The 17,898-nt window shown below is 68.8% G+C and carries 25 protein-coding genes; 14 read left to right on the plus strand and 11 right to left on the minus strand.

Features of this window, described 5'->3' with window-relative positions:
* Positions 1–117 precede the first annotated feature (117 nt).
* Together ABSY19_RS02530 and cadR are read right to left on the minus strand one after the other, a co-directional pair.
* Positions 118–450 (minus strand): YnfA family protein, encoded by a 333-nt coding sequence (locus ABSY19_RS02530; protein WP_382158770.1) that lies wholly within the window; start codon positions 448–450, stop codon positions 118–120.
* Between the two features lie 35 nt (positions 451–485).
* Positions 486–917, minus strand: a complete 432-nt coding sequence (cadR, locus tag ABSY19_RS02535) for a Cd(II)/Pb(II)-responsive transcriptional regulator (protein WP_382158772.1) — start codon at positions 915–917, stop codon at positions 486–488.
* Between the two features lie 67 nt (positions 918–984).
* Here cadR and ABSY19_RS02540 point away from each other — a divergent pair, with 67 nt between their 5' ends.
* The 6 genes from ABSY19_RS02540 (at position 985) to ABSY19_RS02565 (ending at position 4,066) form a co-directional block, all read left to right on the plus strand.
* On the plus strand, positions 985–1,641 hold the full coding sequence (locus ABSY19_RS02540; protein ID WP_382158774.1) for a cation transporter: 657 nt from the start codon (positions 985–987) through the stop codon (positions 1,639–1,641).
* Entirely contained in the window at positions 1,631–2,008 is a 378-nt protein-coding gene (locus ABSY19_RS02545; protein WP_382158776.1) for a DUF3703 domain-containing protein, read from the plus strand. The genes ABSY19_RS02540 and ABSY19_RS02545 overlap by 11 nt, the downstream gene beginning before the upstream one ends.
* Positions 2,008–2,343, plus strand: coding sequence for a hypothetical protein (locus ABSY19_RS02550; RefSeq protein ID WP_382158777.1), 336 nt, complete (start codon positions 2,008–2,010; stop codon positions 2,341–2,343). The genes ABSY19_RS02545 and ABSY19_RS02550 overlap by 1 nt, the downstream gene beginning before the upstream one ends.
* 153 nt (positions 2,344–2,496) lie before the next feature.
* Entirely contained in the window at positions 2,497–3,000 is a 504-nt protein-coding gene (lspA, locus tag ABSY19_RS02555) for a signal peptidase II (protein WP_382158779.1), read from the plus strand.
* Positions 2,997–3,413: a disulfide bond formation protein B gene (locus ABSY19_RS02560; protein ID WP_382158781.1), complete on the plus strand. Its 417-nt coding sequence runs from the start codon at positions 2,997–2,999 to the stop codon at positions 3,411–3,413. The genes lspA and ABSY19_RS02560 overlap by 4 nt, the downstream gene beginning before the upstream one ends.
* Positions 3,410–4,066, plus strand: coding sequence for a DsbA family protein (locus ABSY19_RS02565; RefSeq protein WP_382158783.1), 657 nt, complete (start codon positions 3,410–3,412; stop codon positions 4,064–4,066). Before ABSY19_RS02560 ends, ABSY19_RS02565 begins: the two co-directional genes overlap by 4 nt.
* Before the next feature lie 18 nt (positions 4,067–4,084).
* Here ABSY19_RS02565 and ABSY19_RS02570 read toward each other — a convergent pair whose 3' ends face one another.
* Positions 4,085–4,396: a high-potential iron-sulfur protein gene (locus ABSY19_RS02570; protein WP_382158785.1), complete on the minus strand. Its 312-nt coding sequence runs from the start codon at positions 4,394–4,396 to the stop codon at positions 4,085–4,087.
* A gap of 95 nt (positions 4,397–4,491) precedes the next feature.
* Between ABSY19_RS02570 and hpnD the strand changes: the two genes are divergently transcribed.
* The 3 genes from hpnD (at position 4,492) to ABSY19_RS02585 (ending at position 7,304) form a co-directional block, all read left to right on the plus strand.
* A complete protein-coding gene (gene hpnD / locus ABSY19_RS02575) occupies positions 4,492–5,358 on the plus strand; it encodes a presqualene diphosphate synthase HpnD (RefSeq protein WP_382158787.1) in 867 nt (288 codons plus the stop codon).
* A gap of 37 nt (positions 5,359–5,395) precedes the next feature.
* Entirely contained in the window at positions 5,396–6,757 is a 1,362-nt protein-coding gene (gene hpnE / locus ABSY19_RS02580; RefSeq protein ID WP_382158789.1) for a hydroxysqualene dehydroxylase HpnE, read from the plus strand.
* An 85-nt stretch (positions 6,758–6,842) separates the two neighbouring features.
* Positions 6,843–7,304 (plus strand): SH3 domain-containing protein, encoded by a 462-nt coding sequence (locus ABSY19_RS02585; protein ID WP_382158791.1) that lies wholly within the window; start codon positions 6,843–6,845, stop codon positions 7,302–7,304.
* A 10-nt stretch (positions 7,305–7,314) separates the two neighbouring features.
* Here the strand turns inward: ABSY19_RS02585 and ABSY19_RS02590 are convergent, their stop codons facing one another.
* Positions 7,315–7,965: a glutathione S-transferase family protein gene (locus tag ABSY19_RS02590; RefSeq protein WP_382158793.1), complete on the minus strand. Its 651-nt coding sequence runs from the start codon at positions 7,963–7,965 to the stop codon at positions 7,315–7,317.
* Positions 7,966–7,967: 2 nt separating this feature from the next.
* Complete coding sequence (locus tag ABSY19_RS02595; RefSeq protein WP_382158795.1) at positions 7,968–8,735, minus strand: HAD family hydrolase; 768 nt, start codon at positions 8,733–8,735, stop codon at positions 7,968–7,970.
* Between ABSY19_RS02595 and hemH the strand changes: the two genes are divergently transcribed.
* From hemH to ABSY19_RS02610, 3 genes are all read left to right on the plus strand, one after another.
* Positions 8,703–9,794, plus strand: a complete 1,092-nt coding sequence (hemH, locus tag ABSY19_RS02600; RefSeq protein WP_382158797.1) for a ferrochelatase — start codon at positions 8,703–8,705, stop codon at positions 9,792–9,794. The two genes, ABSY19_RS02595 and hemH, sit on opposite strands and share 33 nt — an antisense overlap.
* 27 nt (positions 9,795–9,821) lie before the next feature.
* Positions 9,822–10,172 (plus strand): DUF2200 domain-containing protein, encoded by a 351-nt coding sequence (locus tag ABSY19_RS02605; RefSeq protein ID WP_382158799.1) that lies wholly within the window; start codon positions 9,822–9,824, stop codon positions 10,170–10,172.
* 106 nt (positions 10,173–10,278) lie between these two features.
* The gene (locus tag ABSY19_RS02610) at positions 10,279–10,542 is read left to right on the plus strand and encodes a hypothetical protein (RefSeq protein ID WP_382158801.1); all 264 of its coding nucleotides are present in this window, start codon (positions 10,279–10,281) and stop codon (positions 10,540–10,542) included.
* Here ABSY19_RS02610 and ABSY19_RS02615 read toward each other — a convergent pair.
* A complete protein-coding gene (locus ABSY19_RS02615; RefSeq protein ID WP_382158803.1) occupies positions 10,539–11,432 on the minus strand; it encodes a YihY/virulence factor BrkB family protein in 894 nt (297 codons plus the stop codon). The two genes, ABSY19_RS02610 and ABSY19_RS02615, sit on opposite strands and share 4 nt — an antisense overlap.
* Before the next feature lie 134 nt (positions 11,433–11,566).
* Between ABSY19_RS02615 and ABSY19_RS02620 the strand changes: the two genes are divergently transcribed.
* Both ABSY19_RS02620 and ABSY19_RS02625 read left to right on the plus strand, forming a co-directional pair.
* Positions 11,567–12,025, plus strand: coding sequence for a nuclear transport factor 2 family protein (locus tag ABSY19_RS02620; protein WP_382158805.1), 459 nt, complete (start codon positions 11,567–11,569; stop codon positions 12,023–12,025).
* Between the two features lie 78 nt (positions 12,026–12,103).
* Positions 12,104–13,282, plus strand: coding sequence for a Fic family protein (locus tag ABSY19_RS02625; protein WP_382158808.1), 1,179 nt, complete (start codon positions 12,104–12,106; stop codon positions 13,280–13,282).
* A 13-nt stretch (positions 13,283–13,295) separates the two neighbouring features.
* On the opposite strand, the gene ABSY19_RS02630 is transcribed toward ABSY19_RS02625, so the two are convergent.
* From ABSY19_RS02630 to ABSY19_RS02650, 5 genes are read right to left on the minus strand one after another with little or no spacing between them, the layout of a single operon-like run.
* Positions 13,296–14,183, minus strand: a complete 888-nt coding sequence (locus tag ABSY19_RS02630) for an alpha/beta fold hydrolase (protein ID WP_382158810.1) — start codon at positions 14,181–14,183, stop codon at positions 13,296–13,298.
* The gene (locus ABSY19_RS02635; protein WP_291112288.1) at positions 14,180–15,283 is read right to left on the minus strand and encodes a branched-chain amino acid ABC transporter permease; all 1,104 of its coding nucleotides are present in this window, start codon (positions 15,281–15,283) and stop codon (positions 14,180–14,182) included. The genes ABSY19_RS02630 and ABSY19_RS02635 overlap by 4 nt, the downstream gene beginning before the upstream one ends.
* Positions 15,284–15,297: 14 nt before the next feature.
* Positions 15,298–16,284 carry a branched-chain amino acid ABC transporter permease gene (locus ABSY19_RS02640; protein WP_382158812.1) on the minus strand — a complete coding sequence of 329 codons (987 nt, stop codon included), beginning with the start codon at positions 16,282–16,284 and terminating at the stop codon, positions 15,298–15,300.
* Entirely contained in the window at positions 16,281–17,018 is a 738-nt protein-coding gene (locus ABSY19_RS02645) for an ABC transporter ATP-binding protein (protein ID WP_382158814.1), read from the minus strand. Before ABSY19_RS02645 ends, ABSY19_RS02640 begins: the two co-directional genes overlap by 4 nt.
* Complete coding sequence (locus ABSY19_RS02650; RefSeq protein ID WP_382158816.1) at positions 17,015–17,776, minus strand: ABC transporter ATP-binding protein; 762 nt, start codon at positions 17,774–17,776, stop codon at positions 17,015–17,017. Before ABSY19_RS02650 ends, ABSY19_RS02645 begins: the two co-directional genes overlap by 4 nt.
* Positions 17,777–17,898 lie beyond the last annotated feature (122 nt).

The raw sequence follows: 17,898 nt of genomic DNA on the forward strand, positions 1-17,898 counted from the left end.
CAGGTCGTTCGATTCGCGGGCCCACCCGGGGGGTGAGCCGAGCCCAAATTAGGCCGGGGATCGCACGAACACCGTGTCAGACGAAGTGCCCTTTTCGCCGTAGGAGAACGAGAGGGATCAGGCGCCCTGAGGCTGCAGTGCGATCACCGCCATCCCGGTCAGGGCAATTACCGCTCCCGCCACGTCCCAGCGGGTGAGGGAGACGCCGTCCACCAGCCGCAGCCAGACCAGGGCCACGGCGATGTACATGCCGCCATAGGCCGCGTAGGTGCGGCCGGCGGCGGCGGGATGCAGGGTGAGCAGCCAGGCGAACAGGCCCAGCGCCAGCGCCGCCGGCAGCAGCAGCCAGGCGACTTTTTCCTGTTTGAACACCAGCCAGGTGAGGTAACAACCCACGATCTCGGCGAGCGCGGTGACGGCGAAGAGGAAGGTGATGCGCAGGGCGTCCATGGGAGTGAACCGGTAAAAAACGGCGTCAAACGGCATCAATGGCCGGGATGGCAGGCGCAGGCTTCCCCGTGCGCGGCCGAGACCAACTCGGTCAGGATGCCGCAGGGCGTCCCGCCCTCGTGCTCGCCGTCGCAGCGCGAACGAAGTTGCAGCAATTGTTTCTCCAACGCCCGCATGCTCTTGAGGCGGGCGCGCACGCGGCTGAGCTGCTCGTCCACCAGTTGGTCCACATTGAGGCAATGGCCCTCGGGGTCGTCCACGAAGCCGAGCAGGCGTTTCACGTCGGCCAGGGGCATGTCCAGCGCGCGGCAATGGCGGATGAACGACAGCCGCTCCAGGTGCGGCTGGTCGTAGTTGCGGTAGCCGTTGTCCAGCCGCGCGGGCTCGGGCAGCAGGCCTTCCTTCTCGTAGAAGCGGATGGTTTCCACGTCCACGCCCGTGGCACGGGCCAGTTCCTTGATCTGCATGGTTTTTCTCCTTGTTGACACTGTAGCCGCTTTAGGGTTTTCAATACAGGCATCGAAAGGAAAAACCATGTCAGCCCATTGCCATACCCACGACACCCCCAAGCCCACCGAGGTCGCCAACCTGGGCCGCTACCGCCGCATTCTCTGGATCGCGCTGCTGGTCAACGCGGCCATGTTCGTGGTCGAGATCGTCGCCGGCTGGCGCGCCGGCTCGCTCGCGCTGCTGGCCGACGCGATCGACTTCGCGGGCGACGCGCTGAACTACGCCATCTCGCTCGCGGTGCTCGCCTCCGCGCTGGCCTGGCGGGCCCGCGCGGCCGTGCTCAAGGCGGTGAGCATGATCGGCTTCGGCCTGTACATCCTGGGCAGCGCGGCGTGGGCGGCCTGGAACGGCCAGGTGCCCGATGCCACCACCATGGGCGTGATCGGGGTGCTGGCGCTGGTGTCCAACGTGGCCGTGGCCTGGATGCTCTACGCCTTCCGCGAGGGCGATGCCAACATGCGCAGCGTGTGGCTGTGCTCGCGCAACGATGCCATCGGCAACGTGGCCGTGATGCTGGCCGCGCTCGGCGTGTTCGGCACCGGCAGCGCCTGGCCCGACCTGATGGTGGCCAGCCTGATGGCCGCGCTGGCCCTGCACGGCGGCTGGCAGGTGCTGCGCCAGGCGCGCGGCGAGCTCGCCGGTGAAAGCGAAGCCCACGGGCACCACGACCATGCGCACTGAGCCCACCGCCGTGCCGGGCTTCGACCCGGTGATCTACGCCCGCCTGCTGTCGCGCTTCGACGCGCTGCCCGCCACCGCGACCCGCGAGCGCTGGCTGCTGCTGGAGGCGGCCCATGTGGTCGGCCAGACCCGTTTCCGGCCCCACCTGGAGACCCATTGGCTGATGCTCGGCCAGGCCTGGCGCACCCGGGACGCGCGCGAGATGGCCGGGCAGGTGCTGCGGCTGCTGCCCGTGCCCCTGGGCCACCTCACAGGGCGCCTGCCGATCGGCAACCCGGGCCGGTCGCAGGTCAGCGCCTTCCGGCCCATGGCCGTGCGCGCGGACATCGCCGAGGCCATCGCCCAGGCCACTCCTACAATCCCCTGATGCGTTCGTGGCTCGCCGTCTTCCTGTTGGTGCTCTTGCCGTTGCAGTTCTCCTGGGCTGCGATGGGCACGCCCGCCCCGCATGAACGCGAGCCCGTGGCGGGGGCGCACTGCCCCCATCCCCATTGCGCCACCCGCACGCCGGGGCTGGATGCCAGCACGGCGCACCACGCCGATTGCGGCACCTGCCACAACGGCTGTCCCATGGCCCTGTTCCACGAACCGCGCCGCCCCTTCGCGAGCGCACCGGCCTTCCCGCTGACGGGGGCCGCCATGGTGCCGGCGTCGAGGCCGGCCGACCTGCCCGACCGGCCTCAGTGGAGCGCCCGGGGCTGACCCCGGGCAGCGGCCTCATCCGCCTGTGGCAGCGCCGTTCGCGGCGCCGCGCCCGCGTCTCCCCCTCCTCACGCAGCGGCGAGCGGCCTTCCGGGTCGCCCGCTCTTCTCTCATTCCTGCGCTCTTCGAAGAGGTGCACCCCATGTCACTCCATTGGCTCCGCCGATCCCCCGTTGGGCCTGGCTGGTTCTCGTCGTCGCGCTGGTGGGCGCGGACCAGGCCACCAAGGCCCACTTCGCCGCCACGATCCCGCTGGGCACGGGCATCGAACTCACCCCCTGGCTGAACCTGGTCCATGTGCTCAACACCGGCGCGGCGTTTTCGCTGCTGGCCGATGCCGACGGCTGGCAGCGCCCGTTCCTCATCGCCGTCGGCCTGATCGTGGTCGTGGCCATCAGCTTCGTGAGCATGACGCGCCACGTCGAGCCGATGGAGCGCTGGCTCGGCGCGGTGATCGTGGCCGGCGGCGCGGGCAACCTCATCGACCGCGTGCAGACCGGCGCGGTGGTGGACTTTCTCGACCTCCACTGGCGCGGCCTGCATTGGCCGGCCTTCAACCTGGCCGACGTGTTCGTCGTGACCGCCGTCATCGCCTGGGCCCTGCTCTCGCTGCGGCGGCCTGCCGCGCCCGTCGCCACACCGGACGCCCGCCCATGAAGAACCCCTGGACGCTTCTGCTCCTGGCCTGGCTGGTGGCGATCGCCGCGACGGCCGGCGCGCTGTTCATCGGCGAGGTCATGTTGATGGTGCCCTGCCAGCTCTGCTGGTACCAGCGCATCTTCATGTTCCCCCTGGCCCTCATCCTGGGCATGGCCTGCTTCGCCGAAGACCGGCGCGGCGCGGTCTACGCGCTGCCGCTGGCACTGGGCGGCACCGCCATGGCGGGGTACCACACGCTGCTGGTGGCTGGCCTCATCCCCAAGGCCTGGCTGCCGTGCAGCGCCGGTGTCTCGTGCGCGGACCAGCGGCTCGAGATCCTCAACGGCATCCAGATTCCCTGGCTCTCCCTGGCCGCCTTCGCGGCCATCAGCCTTCTGCTCACCCTGTTCCTTCGAAAGACCTCCCGATGACCTCCAAGAAAATCACCGTGATCGCGCTCGTCGCCGTCGTGCTCGCCGCGTTCGGCCTGGGCGCCTACCTGTACCAGCAGCGTGTGCAGAACTCGCAGATGGACAAGGTCACCCAGCAACAGGCGCGCCTCGTGCGCATGCATTCGCCGGTGTTCGGCCCGCAGGGCGCGCCGGTGACCATCGTCGAGTTCTTCGACCCGGCCTGCGAGACCTGCCGCGCCTTCCACCCCGTGGTCAAGGGCCTGCTGGCGCAGTACCCCAACGAAGTGCGTGTGGTGATCCGCTATGCGCCCTTCCACCAGGGCTCGGACCAGATCGTCCTGCTGCTGGAAGCGGCCAAGCGGCAGAACAAGTACGCGCCCGTGCTCGACGCCGTGCTGGCCGCGCAACCGCAGTGGGCCGACCACGCCCAGCCCAACTTGCGCGTGGCCTTCCAGGCCGCGGAACAGGCCGGGCTGGACATCAACCAGGCCATCGAGGACGCCCAGCGGCCCGAACTCGCGGCCGCACTGCGGCAGGACATCGAAGACCTCACCGCGCTGGAAGTGACCAAGACGCCCACCTTCTTCGTCAATGGCCGGGGCCTGCCCAGCTTCGGGCGCGAGCAGCTCCTCGCCCTGGTGGCCGAGGAAGTGGCCAAGGCCCGCAAGTGAGCCCGGGCGGTGCCCGCATCAACCCTTGGGCACGTGGGCGCTGCACCAGCCGTTGGCCACCACCATCTTGCCGGTGAAGATGGTGCAGCCCCCCACCGCGTCACCGGGCTTGCCGGTGTAGAGCTGGCAGTTGCGGCAAGTCTGCGCCGGGGTGTGCCTGGGGAACTTGCGCGGGTCCACCTTCTGGGTGTCGGACGTGTAGCCCAGGGCCAGGGCGGTGGGGTCCTTGTCGCCCACCATGGCCGGCTGGGCCACCGCCGAGGCGGCCCAGCCGGCCGCGCCGGTGGCGGCCGCTCGCAACAGAAAGACGCGACGGTTCGAATCGTTCATGGGGCACCTCGTGGGGACGGGCTGGATCGCCGGCCCATCCTACCCGCAGGCGGTGGGCCCGGGTGCGTACACTTGGGCCCCGGATCGCACCACGCATGAGCCCTCAAGACTACGTCCAGCAAAAAGCCGCTGCCTCAGGCAGCAGCTTCTACTACGCCTTCCTGTTCCTGCCGGCCGAGCGCCGCGCGGCCATCACCGCCTTCTACGCCTTCTGCCGCGAGGTGGACGACGTGGTGGACGAGGTCAGCGACCCCGCCGTGGCCCAGACCAAGCTGGCCTGGTGGCGCCGCGAGGTGGCGCAAGCCTATGCCGGCGAGCCCAGCCACCCGGTGATGCAGGCGCTGATGCCGCTGGCCAAGACCTACGAGATCGAGATCCGCCACCTGCTGGCCGTGATCGACGGCTGCCAGATGGACCTGGAGCAGAACCGCTACCTCGACTTCGCCAACCTGCAGCGCTACTGCCACCTGGTGGCCGGCGTGGTGGGGGAAGTGGCGGCGCGCATCTTCGGCCAGACGCAGATCGCCACCACCGAATACGCCCACCGCCTGGGCCTGGCCTTCCAGCTCACCAACATCATCCGCGACGTGGGCGAGGACGCCACTCGCGGGCGCATCTACCTGCCTGTGAACGAGCTGCAGAGCTTCAACGTGCGGGCCCACGAGCTGCTGCAGCGCGGCGCCGCGCCCGGCACCGATGTGGCCGACTTCCAGCGCCGCTTCCACGCGCTGATGCAATTCCAGTGCACGCGCGCCCTGCAGACCTACGACGATGCCCTGGCCCTCTTGCCCGCGGCCGATCGCCGTGCCCAGAAACCGGGCCTGATGATGGCCAGCATCTACCGCACCCTGCTCAAGGAAATCGCGGCCGACCCGCTGCTGGTGCTGACCCAGCGCGTGAGCCTGACGCCTTTGCGCAAGTTCTGGCTGGCCTGGAAAGTCCAGGCCCTGGGCAGGCTATGAGCCCCACGCTCCACCGCCGCGCGGGTCTTCGCGTCCTATGAAGCTCGCCGTCGTCGGTGCCGGCTGGGCCGGCATGGCCGCCGCGGTGGAAGCCGCCTCGCGCGGCATCGATGTGACGGTGTTCGAATCGGCGCGCACGCTCGGGGGCCGCGCGCGCACCCTGCCCGCGCAGTTGCCCGACGGCACGCCGCTCACGATCGACAACGGACAACACATCCTCATCGGCGCCTACAGCGACACGCTGGCGCTGATGCAGCGCGTGGGGCTGGACCTGTCCCAGGCGCTGCTGGCCCTGCCCCTCGCCCTGCCGCACACCGACGGCTCGGGCCTGCAGACGCCGGCCTGGGCCGCGCACTGGCCCGCGCCGCTGGACGCGCTCGCCGCCATCGCCACCACGCGCAGCTGGCGCTGGCGCGAACGGCTCGCGCTCGTCAACTTCTCGCTGCGCTGGCAGCGCCAGGGTTTTCAATGCGATCCCCAGCTCACCGTGGCCGAGCTCTGCGCCCGCCTGCCCGCGCGCGTGGTGCAGGAGCTCATCGAACCGCTGTGCGTGTCCGCGCTCAACACGCCCACGGTGGACGCGAGCGCAGCCGTGTTCCTGCGCGTGCTGCGCGATGCCCTGTTCGGCAAGGGCTTTGCGGGCTTCAGCGCGTCCAGCCTGCTGCTGCCGCGCACCGACCTCTCGCGCCTGTTCCCCGATGCGGCGGCCGAGTGGCTGCTGCGCCATGGCGGCTCGACCCAGATGCGCATCGGCACCCGCGTGAGCACCCTGCGCCCGCTGGCCACGCAATGGATGCTGGGCCACGAAGGTGGCGAAGAGGCCTTTGACCGCGTGATCTGGGCCACCGCCGCGAGCCCCGCCGAAAAAGCCATCCGCCAGGCCGCGGACGCCTGCGACGAAAGCACCGAGCCCATCCTCAAGGCCTGGGCGCGCTCGGCCCGCGCGCTGCCCTTCACGGCCATCACGACCGTGTATGCCTGGGCACCCGGCGCACGCCTGGCCTCGCCCATGCTGGCCCTGCGCGCCGAGCCAGACGCCCAGACCGCCCCCGCGCAGTTCGTGTTCGACCGGGGCCAGCTCAGCCCCGCGGACGCGGCCGCGCAAGGCCTGCTGGCCTTCGTGGTGAGCACCAGCGGCGAGGACCGCGACGACCTGCAGACCCAGGTGCTCGAACAAGGCCGGCGCCAGCTCGGCCTGCCCGCGCTGCAGGCCGTGCAGACCGTGGTGGAAAAGCGCGCCACCTTTGCCTGCACGCCCGGACTGGTGCGGCCGGTGCAGGCCATCGCCCCCGGGCTCTGGGCCGCGGGCGACTACGTGGAAGGGCCCTACCCCGCCACGCTCGAAGGCGCGGTGCGCAGCGGCCTCGCGGCGGCCCGGCTCGCCACCGATTCCCACTGATCCACGCATCTGCGGAACCTCTGGGGCGCACGGGGTTCACACCGTGTGACATTTTTTTCAACCCGACCCGAAGGAGACCTCGCGGATGAACGCCCCCCACCCCGCCCGACACCTCATCGCCGCCGCCGGCCTGTGCCTGCTCGCGCTCAGCACGAGCGTGGCGCAGGCGCAAAGCATGGTCAGTGTGCAGGGCAGCACGCTCAACATGCGCGAAGGCCCGAGCACCAAGGCCGCCGTGCTGTGGGAACTCAAGCGGGGCTACCCGCTGCAGATCACCGAGCGCAAGGGCAGCTGGATCAAGGTGCGCGACTTCGAGGGCGACACGGGCTGGGTCGCGCGCTCGCTCACCGGCAACACGCCGCACCATGTCGTGAAGGCGAAGGTCGCCAACATACGCAGTGGCCCGGGCGCACAGCACCGCATCGTGGGCAAGGCGGAATACGGCGAATTGCTGCGCACGCGCGAGAAGCGGGCCGACTGGGTGCGCGTGGAACGCGAAGAAGGCGTGGGCGGCTGGATCGCCAAACAGCTGCTCTGGGGCTTCTGAGCCCCGGCGCTCAGCCGTTCTCGCGCACCGCGAGGTAGGCCGGGCGCGCCATGCAGCGCCGGATCCATTCGTGCGTGAGCGGGTGGGCGTCCATCAGCGCCCTGGACGGGCGCGCCCAGTTCAAGACGCTGGCCACGCACAGGTCGGCCACGGTGAAGCGCGCGGCAGCGAGGTGGGCCTGGCCCGCCTCTTTCTGGCGCTGCAGGTGCCGCTCGATCACGCGCAGCGGCACCGCCAGGCGGCGCTCGGCCGCGTCGGCCAGCTCGGGCTTGCGCCGCTCCATGGGCATCACCAGCCGGTGCATCAGCACCGTGAGCGCATCGGCCTCGGTTTCGGTCATGGCCCAGAAGCTCCAGCGCAGGGCTTCGGCGTCTTCGTGCGGTGTGGCCGGCGTGATGCTTGCACCGTCGGCCGGGCCGTGATGCCGCGCGATGTACAGCGCGCAGGCCATGCTCTCCCACACCACCACATCGCCCTCGGGCCGGGCATCCACCACCGCCGGCACGCGGCCGTTGGGGTTGATCGCGAGGAACTCGGGCGTGCGCGTGCCGCGGTCCTGGTAGGCCAGCTCGACGTGCTTGAAATCCAGGCCCAGTTCGGTGGCGGCCCAGAGCGGGCGCACAGCGCGGGAAGCGGGAATGCCGTAGATCGTGAGGCCCATGCTCAGCCCAGCTGGCGGCACAGGGCCATCAGGTCGGCCACGGTGACATGGGGCTGCAACGGCGCGTGCGCCCAGGCGTGGCCGGCGCGGTTGAGCCAGGCCACCTGCATGCCCGCGCCCAGCGCCCCCACCACATCGAGCTGCGCGTCGTCACCGATGTGCAGCACCTCGGCGGCGCCCACGCCCGCACTGCCGGCCGCCGCGTGGAAGATGCGCGCATCGGGCTTGCCCACGCCGAACTCGTGCGCGCTGAACGCCGCATGGAAATGCTGGCCCAGGCCCACCGTGTGCACGTTGGCATTGCCATTGGACAAGGCCACCACCGGATAGCGCTTCGCCAGAAACTCCAGCGCCGGCAAGGCGTCCTCGAACAGCTCCACGCGCTGGCGCTCGGCAAAGAAGATGTCGAAGGCCGGCTCGGCCAGCGCCGGGTCGTCGCCCGCGCGCGTCAGCACCAGGCGAATCGCCTCCCGGCGCAAGGCACTCATGTCGTGCGCCAGGTCGGGCCGCAGGGTGTGCATTTCGTTGCGCACCGCGCGCAGGGCTTTGGGGTCGCCCCACTGCGCGGCGGTGGCCGGCGCGTGCTCCAGCAGCCAGGCGGCCAGCACGGCCTCGGCGCGCTCGATGATGGGCCAGATCGGCCACAGCGTGTCGTCCAGATCGATGGTGATGGCGCGGATGCGGCTGACGTCCAGCGCCGTGGGGAGGGGGTATTCATGTCTGCGGGAGAATAGCGCATGCCCTTCCGCCCCGAACCGACGATCCCCCATGGCCAGCCAGCGCGCACGGCCATCGTCTATTGCAACCTCGGCACGCCCGACGAGGCCAGCGCCCCCGCCCTGCGCCGCTACCTCGCCGAGTTCCTCGGCGACCCCCGCGTGGTGGAGATTCCCCGGCTGGTCTGGTGGCCCATCCTGCACGGCATCATCCTGCGCACGCGACCGAAGAAGTCCGCCGCCAAGTACGCCAGCGTCTGGCTGCCCGAAGGCTCGCCGCTGAAGGTGTGGACCGAAAAACAGGCCACGCTGCTGCGCGGCTACCTGGGCGAGCGCGGCCACCAGGTGACGGTGCGCTATGCCATGCGCTACGGCAACCCGTCCATCGCGTCCGTGCTCGACGAGCTCAAGGCCCAGGGCGTGGCCCGCGTGCTGGTGCTGCCGGCCTACCCGCAGTACAGCGGCACCACCACCGCCAGCGTGATCGACGCGGTGACGGCCTGGAGCCAGCCCGTGCGCAGCCTGCCCGAGCTGCGCTTCGTCAACCGCTACCACGACGACCCGGGCTACATCAAGGCGCTGGCCCGGACCATCCGCGCGCACTGGACGGCGCACGGCCAGGGCGACCATCTGGTGATGAGCTTCCACGGCGTGCCCGAGCGCACCCTGCACCTGGGCGACCCCTACCACTGCGAATGCCGCAAGACCGCGCGCCTGCTGGCCGAGCAACTCGGCCTGGCGCCCGAGCGCTACACCCTCACCTTCCAGTCGCGCTTCGGCAAGGCCAAATGGCTGGAGCCCTACACCGAGCCCACGCTGGTGGCAATGGCGAAGAAGGGTTTGAAGAACGTGGACGTGGTCTGCCCCGGCTTCACCAGCGATTGCCTGGAGACGCTGGAAGAAATCAACATGGAGGCGCGCGAAGCCTTTCTGCACGCGGGCGGCCAGCAGTTCCAGTACATCCCCTGCGTGAACGACTCGCCCGAGTGGATTCGCGCACTGGCCGATCTGGCCGAGCGGCACCTGCAAGGCTGGCCCACCAAGACAGCGGACAACCCGATGGAGTTGCAGGCCAGCCGCGAACGGGCCCTGGCGCTGGGCGCGAAAGACTGATCCTGCTGGTTCACACGAGGGAAGACCATGCCCGCCCACCCCATCTTCAAGACGGCGTTTGCCAAGGTCTACCCGCTGTATGTGCAGAAAGCGGAGCGCAAGCACCGGACGAAAGCGGAAGTGGACGACGTCATCCGCTGGCTGACGGGCTACGACCAGGCGGGCCTGGAGCGGCAGATCGCGCAAGGGAACAACTTTGAAACCTTCTTCGCCCAGGCCCCCGCGATGAACCCGAACACCTCGCTGATCACCGGCGTCGTCTGCGGCGTGCGCGTCGAGGCGGTGGAAGACCCACTGATGCAGCGCATCCGCTGCCTGGACAAGCTGATCGACGAGCTGGCCAAGGGCAGGAAGATGGAAAAGATCCTGCGCCAGTAACCGCTGCCGAACAGCGGCCCACGGGGACCATCTCGCGAAGTCGTCCTACATTGCCTTGCTCCTCGGCGCGGTAAGGTGGAACCTCGATCACTCCAGGAGATGCATCGTGGCGACCAGAAGAAGAACCCAGGGCTCGCTCGTCGAGCGGGCCAAGGCACACGACGACGCCCGCGACAGTTTTCCCGGCGAGCACTGGCTGGTGCTGGGCGCGGGCATTGCGGCATGGGCGCTCACGCGCACGAGCCCTTCGGTGGTCGTGCGCACGGCAGGCATGCTGGCGGCCACCGCCCTCGTGGGCCGAGCCGCCAGCGGCCGCGACGGTTTGAGCAAGCTGCTGCGCTACACGCCGTTGGGCCGACGCATCCGCTAAGGCGGCGCGGTCTTGCCGTCTGGCTCCACCGAGCCGCGCAACACCCCGTTGATTTCGGCACCGAAGATCAGCGTGGTGGCGCTGATGTACAGAAACACCAGCGTGGCCACCACGCCCGCGAAGCTGCCGTAGAGCAAGGCCAGCTTGCCCGCGGTGCGCAAGGTGTACGACAGGCTGGCGGCCGCCCCCACCCAGAGGGCGGCCCCCACCACGGCACCTGGGATCACGGTGTAGAGCCGCTGGCGAATGTCCGGCAGCCAGCCGTACATCAAGGCATACAACATCACCAGCACCAGGAACGCCGAGCCATAGCGCACGCTGTTGCGCGCCCACAAGGTCTCCCGCCCCACGCCCACGTTCTCGGCCAACAGCAGCCACACATACGGCATCACCACCACCGAACTGAAAGCCAGCAGCACGCCCGAACCCACCACCACCGTGAACAGCGTGACCTTGATGCGCGCCTTCCAGAACGGCAGCCCGCGCTCGATGCCATAGGCGCGGTTCAGCGCCGAGCGGATCGCCTGCATGCCCGACGAGGCGGTCCACAGCGTCACCAGCACGCCCACGGCCAGCAAGGCCTGGTTGCGCTGGGCCAGCACCTGCTCGATGACCGGCTGCATCACGTCGCGCACCACTTGCGGCGTGTACCCCACCACGCGGCCCACCAGCGCCGCCGCGTCGCCAGGCTTGCCCAGGTAACCGGCCGAAGCGGACAACAGGATCAGGAGCGGAAACATGGCCAGCACCGACGAGAACGCGAGGCTGCCGGCCTGGTTGGCGCTCTGGTGCAGGACGTAATTGCGGATGGCCAGCAGGATCACGCGCAACCCTGGTGTGTTCAGCGCGGCGTGCCGAATGCGGCGCCCGGCTTCGCGAAGGCGGCTCATGGGTGGAGAAGGAAAATGCCGAACTCGAGACGCATCACGCCACTCCAAGGTTCACGGCCAAACGACAGCCGCCATGGTAGTTGAACCCCATCGATCGGGTGCGATGCCCTTTTTCTCCCTGCAGCGAGGTGCCCATGACCCACCAGACCGGATCTCCATCCATGGAATCGTTGGTGAATGAATTGTTCCAGCGCTATGAGCGCGAGTTCAACCGATCCCTCAGCGGTGATTCAGACCTCGTGGCGGTCGCGAATCTCTACGCCAAGGCATTCATCGCGGCGGCCCCGTCGGGCGTGGTCACGGGGCAGAACGACGACCAGTTGAAGCGGGTGATGGCCGACGGCTTCGAGCGCTACCGGCAGATCGGCATGAGCGGCATGAAGCTCCAGCGCCTGGACATCTCCGGCATCGACGATCTTCACGCCCTGGCGCGCGTGGACTGGACGGCGACCTATGCCATCGACAACGAGAAGAAGACCATCGACTTCACCAACGCGTACCTCGTCCGCCGGGAAGGCGACACGGCCACGGTGTTTGGCTGGATCACGGGGGACGAGGAAGCCGTGATGAAGGCGCATGGGATCGTTCGATGAGTGGCTGAGCGCTCTTCCGAGCCGTATTTTGACAGATACGGCTCATTATTTGAGCCGTATTTGCTTAAAATGCGGCTCATGGCACACACCGCAGCCCCTTCCTCAAACTTGATCTGGCAGTCCCCTGACTGGCCCAACTTGACGGCGGCCGCACCTGAGGTGACGGCCGCTCTGCTCCAGGCGCGACAGAGCCAGGGAGAACTGATGGGCCAGTGCGCGGCCGTGGGGCTGGACGCCACAGCCCCCACACTGCGCGAGCTCTGGGTTCAGGAAGCCGTTGCCACCGCCGCCATCGAGGGCGAACAGTTGAATCCGGACTCGGTGCGTTCTTCCGTGCTGCGCCACATGGGCCTGGACGTGGACGCCTCGGCGCCGGTGAGCCGGCAGGTGGATGGCTTGGTGGACGTGATGGAGGACGCCACACAGCACTTTGGCAAAGCCTTGAGCAAGGCACGCCTGTGCCGCTGGCATGTGGCCCTGTTTCCCATGGGCGTCAGCGGCTTGCAGCGCATCCGCGTCGGCCAATACCGCAACCATGCGGACCCGATGCAGATCGTGAGCGGCCGGCCCGGCCGCGAGGTGGTGCACTACATCGCCCCGCCCTCCGCGCAGGTGGACGCGCAGATGCGGGCGTTCCTCGACTGGTTCGAGCACACCCGGCCCGACCGCAAAGCACGACCTCCACTGGATGGCATTGCGCGCGCCGCGATGGCCCACCTGTGGTTCGAGTCCATCCACCCGTTTGAAGACGGCAATGGGCGCGTCGGCCGCGCCATCATCGACCTCGCGCTGGCACAGGATGCAGCCGCACCGCAACGGCTCGTGAGCCTGTCGCACCAGTTGCTCGCGGAACGCAAAGGCTACTACGAGGCTCTGCAAAACGCCCAGCATGGCGGCACGGATGTGTCCGGGTGGGTGCTGTGGTTCGTGCAGCAGTACCGGCATGCCTGCGAGCACACCGGCTCGCTGATCCAGATCGCCCTGGAGAAATCGCGCTTCTGGTCTCAGCACGCCGCCGTGGTGTTGAACGCGCGGCAGCGCAAGGTGGTGCAGCGCTTGCTGGACGACGGCGATGGTGGCTTCCTCGGCGGCCTGAATGCGGAGAAGTACACCAAGATGACCGGCGCATCCAAGGCCACGGCCACGCGGGACATGGCGCACCTGGTGAACGAGGGTTTGCTGTTCACCCGGGGCCAGGGCAAGGCCTTGCGCTACTTCGTGAACGTGCCCGGCTGGGCGCACGCGGACCGCGGCTGAGAAGCTCGCGGGCTCAGTGCCCCGCAAGAAACCGCTGCACCAGCTCGAACTGCTCGGGCACGTTGAGCGCGGGCGCGTGCCCGCAGCCGGCAATCGTCACCACCAGCGCGCGCGGCCCGCGGTCGCGCATGGCCTCGGCCGTGTCGGCCAGCAGCAGGTCCGACTCCGCGCCGCGCAGGCACAGCACGGGCACGTCGATGCGGTCGTAGGTGGGCCAGAGGTCGTAGTCCGCGGGGTGGTGGCTGAACTGCATCACCATGGCCGGGTCGTAGTGCGGCGTCACGCGGCCATTGGCCAGTCGGCGCGCCGAGCTTTCGGTGAGCAGGCGCCACTGCGCGTCGCTCAGGTAGCCGTACGGCTTGTAGACGGTGCGGAAGTACTGTTCCAGCTCGCTCATGGTGTGGAACGCGGCCGGGTTGCCCGCGTAGCTGCGGATGCGCTGCACCGCCGCGTCGGCCAGCTTGGGGCCGATGTCGTTGAGCACCAACCGCTCGATGCGCCCGTGCAGCGGGCCGGCGGCGCACACCATGCCGATGGCGCCGCCCATGGAGGTGCCCACCCAATGGAAGCGTTTGATGACGAGCTGGTCCACCAACGCGGTGGCGATGCGCGAATAGAAGTCCAGGCAGTACTCGGCTTCGGGCTCGGGGCTCCATTCCGAGAGGCCGCGCCCGATCGTGTCGGGGCAGATCACGCGCCAGCCTTGCGCGCTGAGGTGCGCGGCCAGCGGGTCCATGTCGCGTCCGGTGCGGGCCAGGCCGTGCCAGGCGACCACCGTCTGACCATTGGGCGTCTCGGGCTCCCAGTCCATGAAGTGGATCTCGCGGCCTGCGCAGGTGAGGTAGCGCGAGCGCGGGGTCACGGTGGTGGCCGCGGGCGCGAGGGTGGTGGCGGTGTTCATGGCCGGCCTCCTTTCAGGCGCGCGAGCGAGGCCCGCTCTCGCAGCTTGCCCACGATGCCCGTGGGGAAGTAATACACCGACAGGACGAAGAGCACACCCAGCCAGAGCAGCCAGCGGTCGGGCGTGAGCAGCGCGGGCAACAGCGGCAGGCCTTCGGTGGCGCTGCCGGCCATGCGCAGCAGGTCCTGCAGGTAACTTTGCGCCACCACGAAGAGCACGCTGCCGATGAAGGCGCCGTAGAGCGTGCCCATGCCGCCGATGACGACGATGAGCAGGATGTCCAGCATGATCTCGAACGAGAGCGAGGTGTCCGGCCCGTTGTAGCGCAGCCAGAGCGCGAGCAGGCAGCCCGCGAGCGTGGCGAAGGAGGCGGAGAGCACGTTGGACAACGTGCGGTAGACGACGGTGCGGTAGCCCAGGGCCTCGGCACGGAAGTCGTTCTCGCGGATGGCCTGCAGCACGCGGCCGAAGGGCGAGTTCACGATGCGCAGGATGGTGAGGAAGATCGCGGTGACGGCCAGGAAGATCAGGTAATAGGTGATCAGCCGGCCGTTGAGATCGACCTCGCCCAGCGGCGTCTGCAGCGGCTCTTCGGTCAGCGTGAAGCCGGGCGAGAGCAGCTCGGGCACGCGGAAGGTCAGGCCGTCTTCACCACCGGTGAAATCCGACAGCTGCGAGGCCAGCGTGAGAAAGGCCGAGGCCACCGCGAGCGTGATCATGGCGAAGAAGATCGCGCGCACCCGCAGCGAGAACAGGCCGATGAGCAGCGAGAGCACCAGCGAGACCAGCAGCGCGCAGAGCACGCCCAGTGCAATGGCGCCCCAGGACGGTGACTCCGCCGCGTTGAGCGCGATGGCCACGCCGTAGGCACCGATGCCGAAGAACATGGTGTGCGCGAAGCTCACGATGCCGGTGTAGCCCAGCAGCAGGTCGAAGCTGGCCACCAGCGCCACGAAGATCAGCACCTTGGCGGCCACGTTGAGCGCTTTCACGCCCGGGAACAGGAAGGGCGCGAAGGCCAGGCCCAGGAAGAGCACGATCAGCAAGGCGACCAGCCAGCGGCTGCGCGGCAGGTCGTTGGAGAGGAGACGGGACAACATGCTTCGGCTCCTTCTTATCGGTTCGTGACCGGGTACACGCCCTGGGGCCGCCACAGCAGGATGGCGACCATGAGCGCGATGTTGGAGAACAGCGCGACCTTGGGTGCCAGGAAGCCGGTGTAGTTGGCCATCAGCCCCACCAGCAGCGCGCCGATGAGCGCGCCCAGCGTGGAGCCCAGGCCGCCGATGATGATGACGATGAAGATCAGCACGTTGACCTGCGCGCCCATCTGCGGCAGCACGGTCTGCTGGTACAGGCCCCACATCACGCCGCCCAGGCCGGCGAGCGCACTGCCCACCACGAACACGCCGATGAAGAGCTGCCGGATGCGGTAGCCGAGGGACTCGACCATCTCGCGGTCCTGCACACCGGCGCGCACCAGCAGGCCGACCTTGGTGCGGTTGAGCGTCCACACCATCGCCGCGAACACGGCCGCGCCCACCAGCACGGCGAGCAGGCGGTACTTCTCCACCGCGGCATCGCCGAAGATGAAGGAGCCGCGCAGGCTCTCGGGCAGTGGCAGCGCGATCTGCTCCGGGCCCCAGATGACCTTGATCATTTCCTCGCCGATGATCATGCCGCCCATGGTGATGAGGATCTGCTTGAGGTGCATGCCGTACACCGGGCGGATGATGAGCCGCTCGAACACCCAGCCCAGCGCGCCGGCCACGGCCATCGCCACCAGCATGGCGGGCAGCAAGGCCACGAGGTTGAGCCAGAGGCTGTTGGCCGTGGTGTAGCTGCCCATGCTGGCCAGCACGGTGGTGGCCACGAAGGCGCCCAGCGCGATGAACACGCCGTGACCGAAGTTGAGCACGTCCATGAGGCCGAAGACCAGCGTGAGGCCCGAGGCGATGATGAAGACGATCATGCCCATGGCCAGGCCGGCCACGGTGAGCGTGATCCAGGTGGACGGGCTGCCCACGGCGGGCAGCGCGAGCAGCGCCAGCGCGGGCACCAGGGCCAGCGGCTTCCAGTCGAAGTCGGCGTTGAGTTTCATTGGTGTGCTCCGAGGGACAGGCCCAGCAGCTTGGATTGCAGCGATTCGTCGGCCGCGAGTTCGGCCATGGAGCCGCTGTGCACGACGCGGCCGTCGTCCATCACAGCCACGGTGTCGCCGAGCTGGCGCGCGAAGTTGAAGTTCTGCTCGACGAGCAGGATGGTGGTCTTGGCGGCCTTGAGTTCGCGGAAGGCCGCGATCATGTTCTGGATGATCGCGGGCGCCAGGCCTTTGCTGGGCTCGTCGATCAGCAGCAGCTTGCGCGGCTCGACGATGGCGCGCGAGACGGCGAGCATCTGCTTCTGCCCGCCGCTCAACTTGCCGGCCGGGTGCAGCCAGAATTTCTTCATGGCCGGGAACAGGCCGAAGATCCATTCGAGGCGGTTGGTGTCGATGTCGTCCAGGCTGCGCGCGCCGCGCGCGGCCAGCAGCATGTTCTCGCGCACCGAGAGGTCCGCGAAGATGCCCATGCTCTCGGGCACGTAGGCCACGCCGCTGCGCGCGATGTCGGGCGTGGGGCGCTGGGTGATGTCCTGGCCGTCGAGCGTCACCGTGCCCTGGCTGGCGTGCCACAGGCCCATGATGGTGCGCAGCGTGGTGGTCTTGCCCGCGCCGTTGCGGCCCAGCAGCATGGTGAGCTGGTTGGCCGGCACGGCGAGGTCCACGCCGTGGAGGATGTGGTACGCGCCGATGTGGGTGTGAACCCCTTTCAGCGTCAACAGGTCCTGACTCATGCGCTCACCTCTTCTTCGGGGTTGATGCCAAGGTAGGCCTGCTGCACCACGGGCGAGGCGATCACGGTGGCGGGTTCGCCATCGGCCACGAGCTCTCCGTTGTGCAGCACGATGATGCGGTCCGAGAGTTCGCGCACCACGTCCATCTTGTGCTCGACCAGCAAGATGGTCTTGCGCTTGTCTTCCTTGAGCTTGCGGATGAGGTTCAGGATCACGGGCACCTCGTCCACGCTCATGCCGGCCGTGGGTTCATCGAACATGAAGACCTGCGGCTCCAGCGCCATGAGGATGCCGACCTCCAGCTTGCGCTGGTCGCCGTGCGGCAGGCTGGAGGCGAGCGCGTCGCGCTTGTCGGCCAGCGCCACGGTTTCCAGCACCTCGTCGGCGCGCTGCAGCAGGTCGCGCCGGTCGCTCCAGATGCGCCACAGGTTCAGCCCCGCGCCCGCCCTCGCCTGCACCGCCAGCCGCACGTTCTCCTGCACCGTGAGGTTGGGGAACAGGTTGGTCAGCTGGAACGCCCGGCCCAGCCCGGCCTGCGCGCGCGCCGGCGCGCCCAGCGCCGAGATGTCCTTGCCACCGAGCCGCACACGGCCCGCGCTGGCCCTGATCTGGCCCGAGATGAGGTTGAAGTAGGTCGTCTTGCCCGCGCCGTTGGGGCCGACGATGGCGGTGAGCGTGCCCGGCGCGAACGCGCACGAGACGGCATTCACCGCCACGTGCCCGCCGAAGCGGACCGTGAGGTCTTGGGTTTCAAGCATGAAGGGACTCTCCGCAGAAGGCAGCGGTATGCCGTGAGCCGCAAGTGCGGCGAACTTCCAGAAACACCGCGGAACCGGCTTTGCCGGGCCGCAGGTGTTGTCCCCCTTTTCAAGGGGGAAGC

The organism is Hydrogenophaga sp. ANAO-22, assembly GCF_042466645.1.
Lineage (GTDB): Bacteria > Pseudomonadota > Gammaproteobacteria > Burkholderiales > Burkholderiaceae_C > Hydrogenophaga.

Excerpts from the sequence above, each read along its gene's own strand:
- ABSY19_RS02540 (WP_382158774.1), top strand. The coding sequence starts at position 985 with ATGTCAGCCCATTGCCATACCCACGACACCCCCAAGCCCACCGAGGTC.
- ABSY19_RS02620 (WP_382158805.1), top strand. The coding sequence starts at position 11,567 with ATGACCCACCAGACCGGATCTCCATCCATGGAATCGTTGGTGAATGAA.
- ABSY19_RS02590 (WP_382158793.1), bottom strand. The coding sequence starts at position 7,965 with ATGGGCCTCACGATCTACGGCATTCCCGCTTCCCGCGCTGTGCGCCCG.
- ABSY19_RS02550 (WP_382158777.1), top strand. The coding sequence starts at position 2,008 with ATGCGTTCGTGGCTCGCCGTCTTCCTGTTGGTGCTCTTGCCGTTGCAG.
- hpnE (WP_382158789.1), top strand. The coding sequence starts at position 5,396 with ATGAAGCTCGCCGTCGTCGGTGCCGGCTGGGCCGGCATGGCCGCCGCG.
- ABSY19_RS02565 (WP_382158783.1), top strand. The coding sequence starts at position 3,410 with ATGACCTCCAAGAAAATCACCGTGATCGCGCTCGTCGCCGTCGTGCTC.
- ABSY19_RS02530 (WP_382158770.1), bottom strand. The coding sequence starts at position 450 with ATGGACGCCCTGCGCATCACCTTCCTCTTCGCCGTCACCGCGCTCGCC.
- ABSY19_RS02625 (WP_382158808.1), top strand. The coding sequence starts at position 12,104 with ATGGCACACACCGCAGCCCCTTCCTCAAACTTGATCTGGCAGTCCCCT.
- ABSY19_RS02545 (WP_382158776.1), top strand. The coding sequence starts at position 1,631 with ATGCGCACTGAGCCCACCGCCGTGCCGGGCTTCGACCCGGTGATCTAC.
- ABSY19_RS02605 (WP_382158799.1), top strand. The coding sequence starts at position 9,822 with ATGCCCGCCCACCCCATCTTCAAGACGGCGTTTGCCAAGGTCTACCCG.
- ABSY19_RS02560 (WP_382158781.1), top strand. The coding sequence starts at position 2,997 with ATGAAGAACCCCTGGACGCTTCTGCTCCTGGCCTGGCTGGTGGCGATC.
- hpnD (WP_382158787.1), top strand. The coding sequence starts at position 4,492 with ATGAGCCCTCAAGACTACGTCCAGCAAAAAGCCGCTGCCTCAGGCAGC.
- ABSY19_RS02635 (WP_291112288.1), bottom strand. The coding sequence starts at position 15,283 with ATGTTGTCCCGTCTCCTCTCCAACGACCTGCCGCGCAGCCGCTGGCTG.
- cadR (WP_382158772.1), bottom strand. The coding sequence starts at position 917 with ATGCAGATCAAGGAACTGGCCCGTGCCACGGGCGTGGACGTGGAAACC.
- ABSY19_RS02615 (WP_382158803.1), bottom strand. The coding sequence starts at position 11,432 with ATGAGCCGCCTTCGCGAAGCCGGGCGCCGCATTCGGCACGCCGCGCTG.
- ABSY19_RS02650 (WP_382158816.1), bottom strand. The coding sequence starts at position 17,776 with ATGCTTGAAACCCAAGACCTCACGGTCCGCTTCGGCGGGCACGTGGCG.
- ABSY19_RS02595 (WP_382158795.1), bottom strand. The coding sequence starts at position 8,735 with ATGGGGGATCGTCGGTTCGGGGCGGAAGGGCATGCGCTATTCTCCCGC.
- ABSY19_RS02645 (WP_382158814.1), bottom strand. The coding sequence starts at position 17,018 with ATGAGTCAGGACCTGTTGACGCTGAAAGGGGTTCACACCCACATCGGC.
- hemH (WP_382158797.1), top strand. The coding sequence starts at position 8,703 with ATGCCCTTCCGCCCCGAACCGACGATCCCCCATGGCCAGCCAGCGCGC.
- ABSY19_RS02585 (WP_382158791.1), top strand. The coding sequence starts at position 6,843 with ATGAACGCCCCCCACCCCGCCCGACACCTCATCGCCGCCGCCGGCCTG.
- ABSY19_RS02630 (WP_382158810.1), bottom strand. The coding sequence starts at position 14,183 with ATGAACACCGCCACCACCCTCGCGCCCGCGGCCACCACCGTGACCCCG.
- ABSY19_RS02640 (WP_382158812.1), bottom strand. The coding sequence starts at position 16,284 with ATGAAACTCAACGCCGACTTCGACTGGAAGCCGCTGGCCCTGGTGCCC.
- ABSY19_RS02570 (WP_382158785.1), bottom strand. The coding sequence starts at position 4,396 with ATGAACGATTCGAACCGTCGCGTCTTTCTGTTGCGAGCGGCCGCCACC.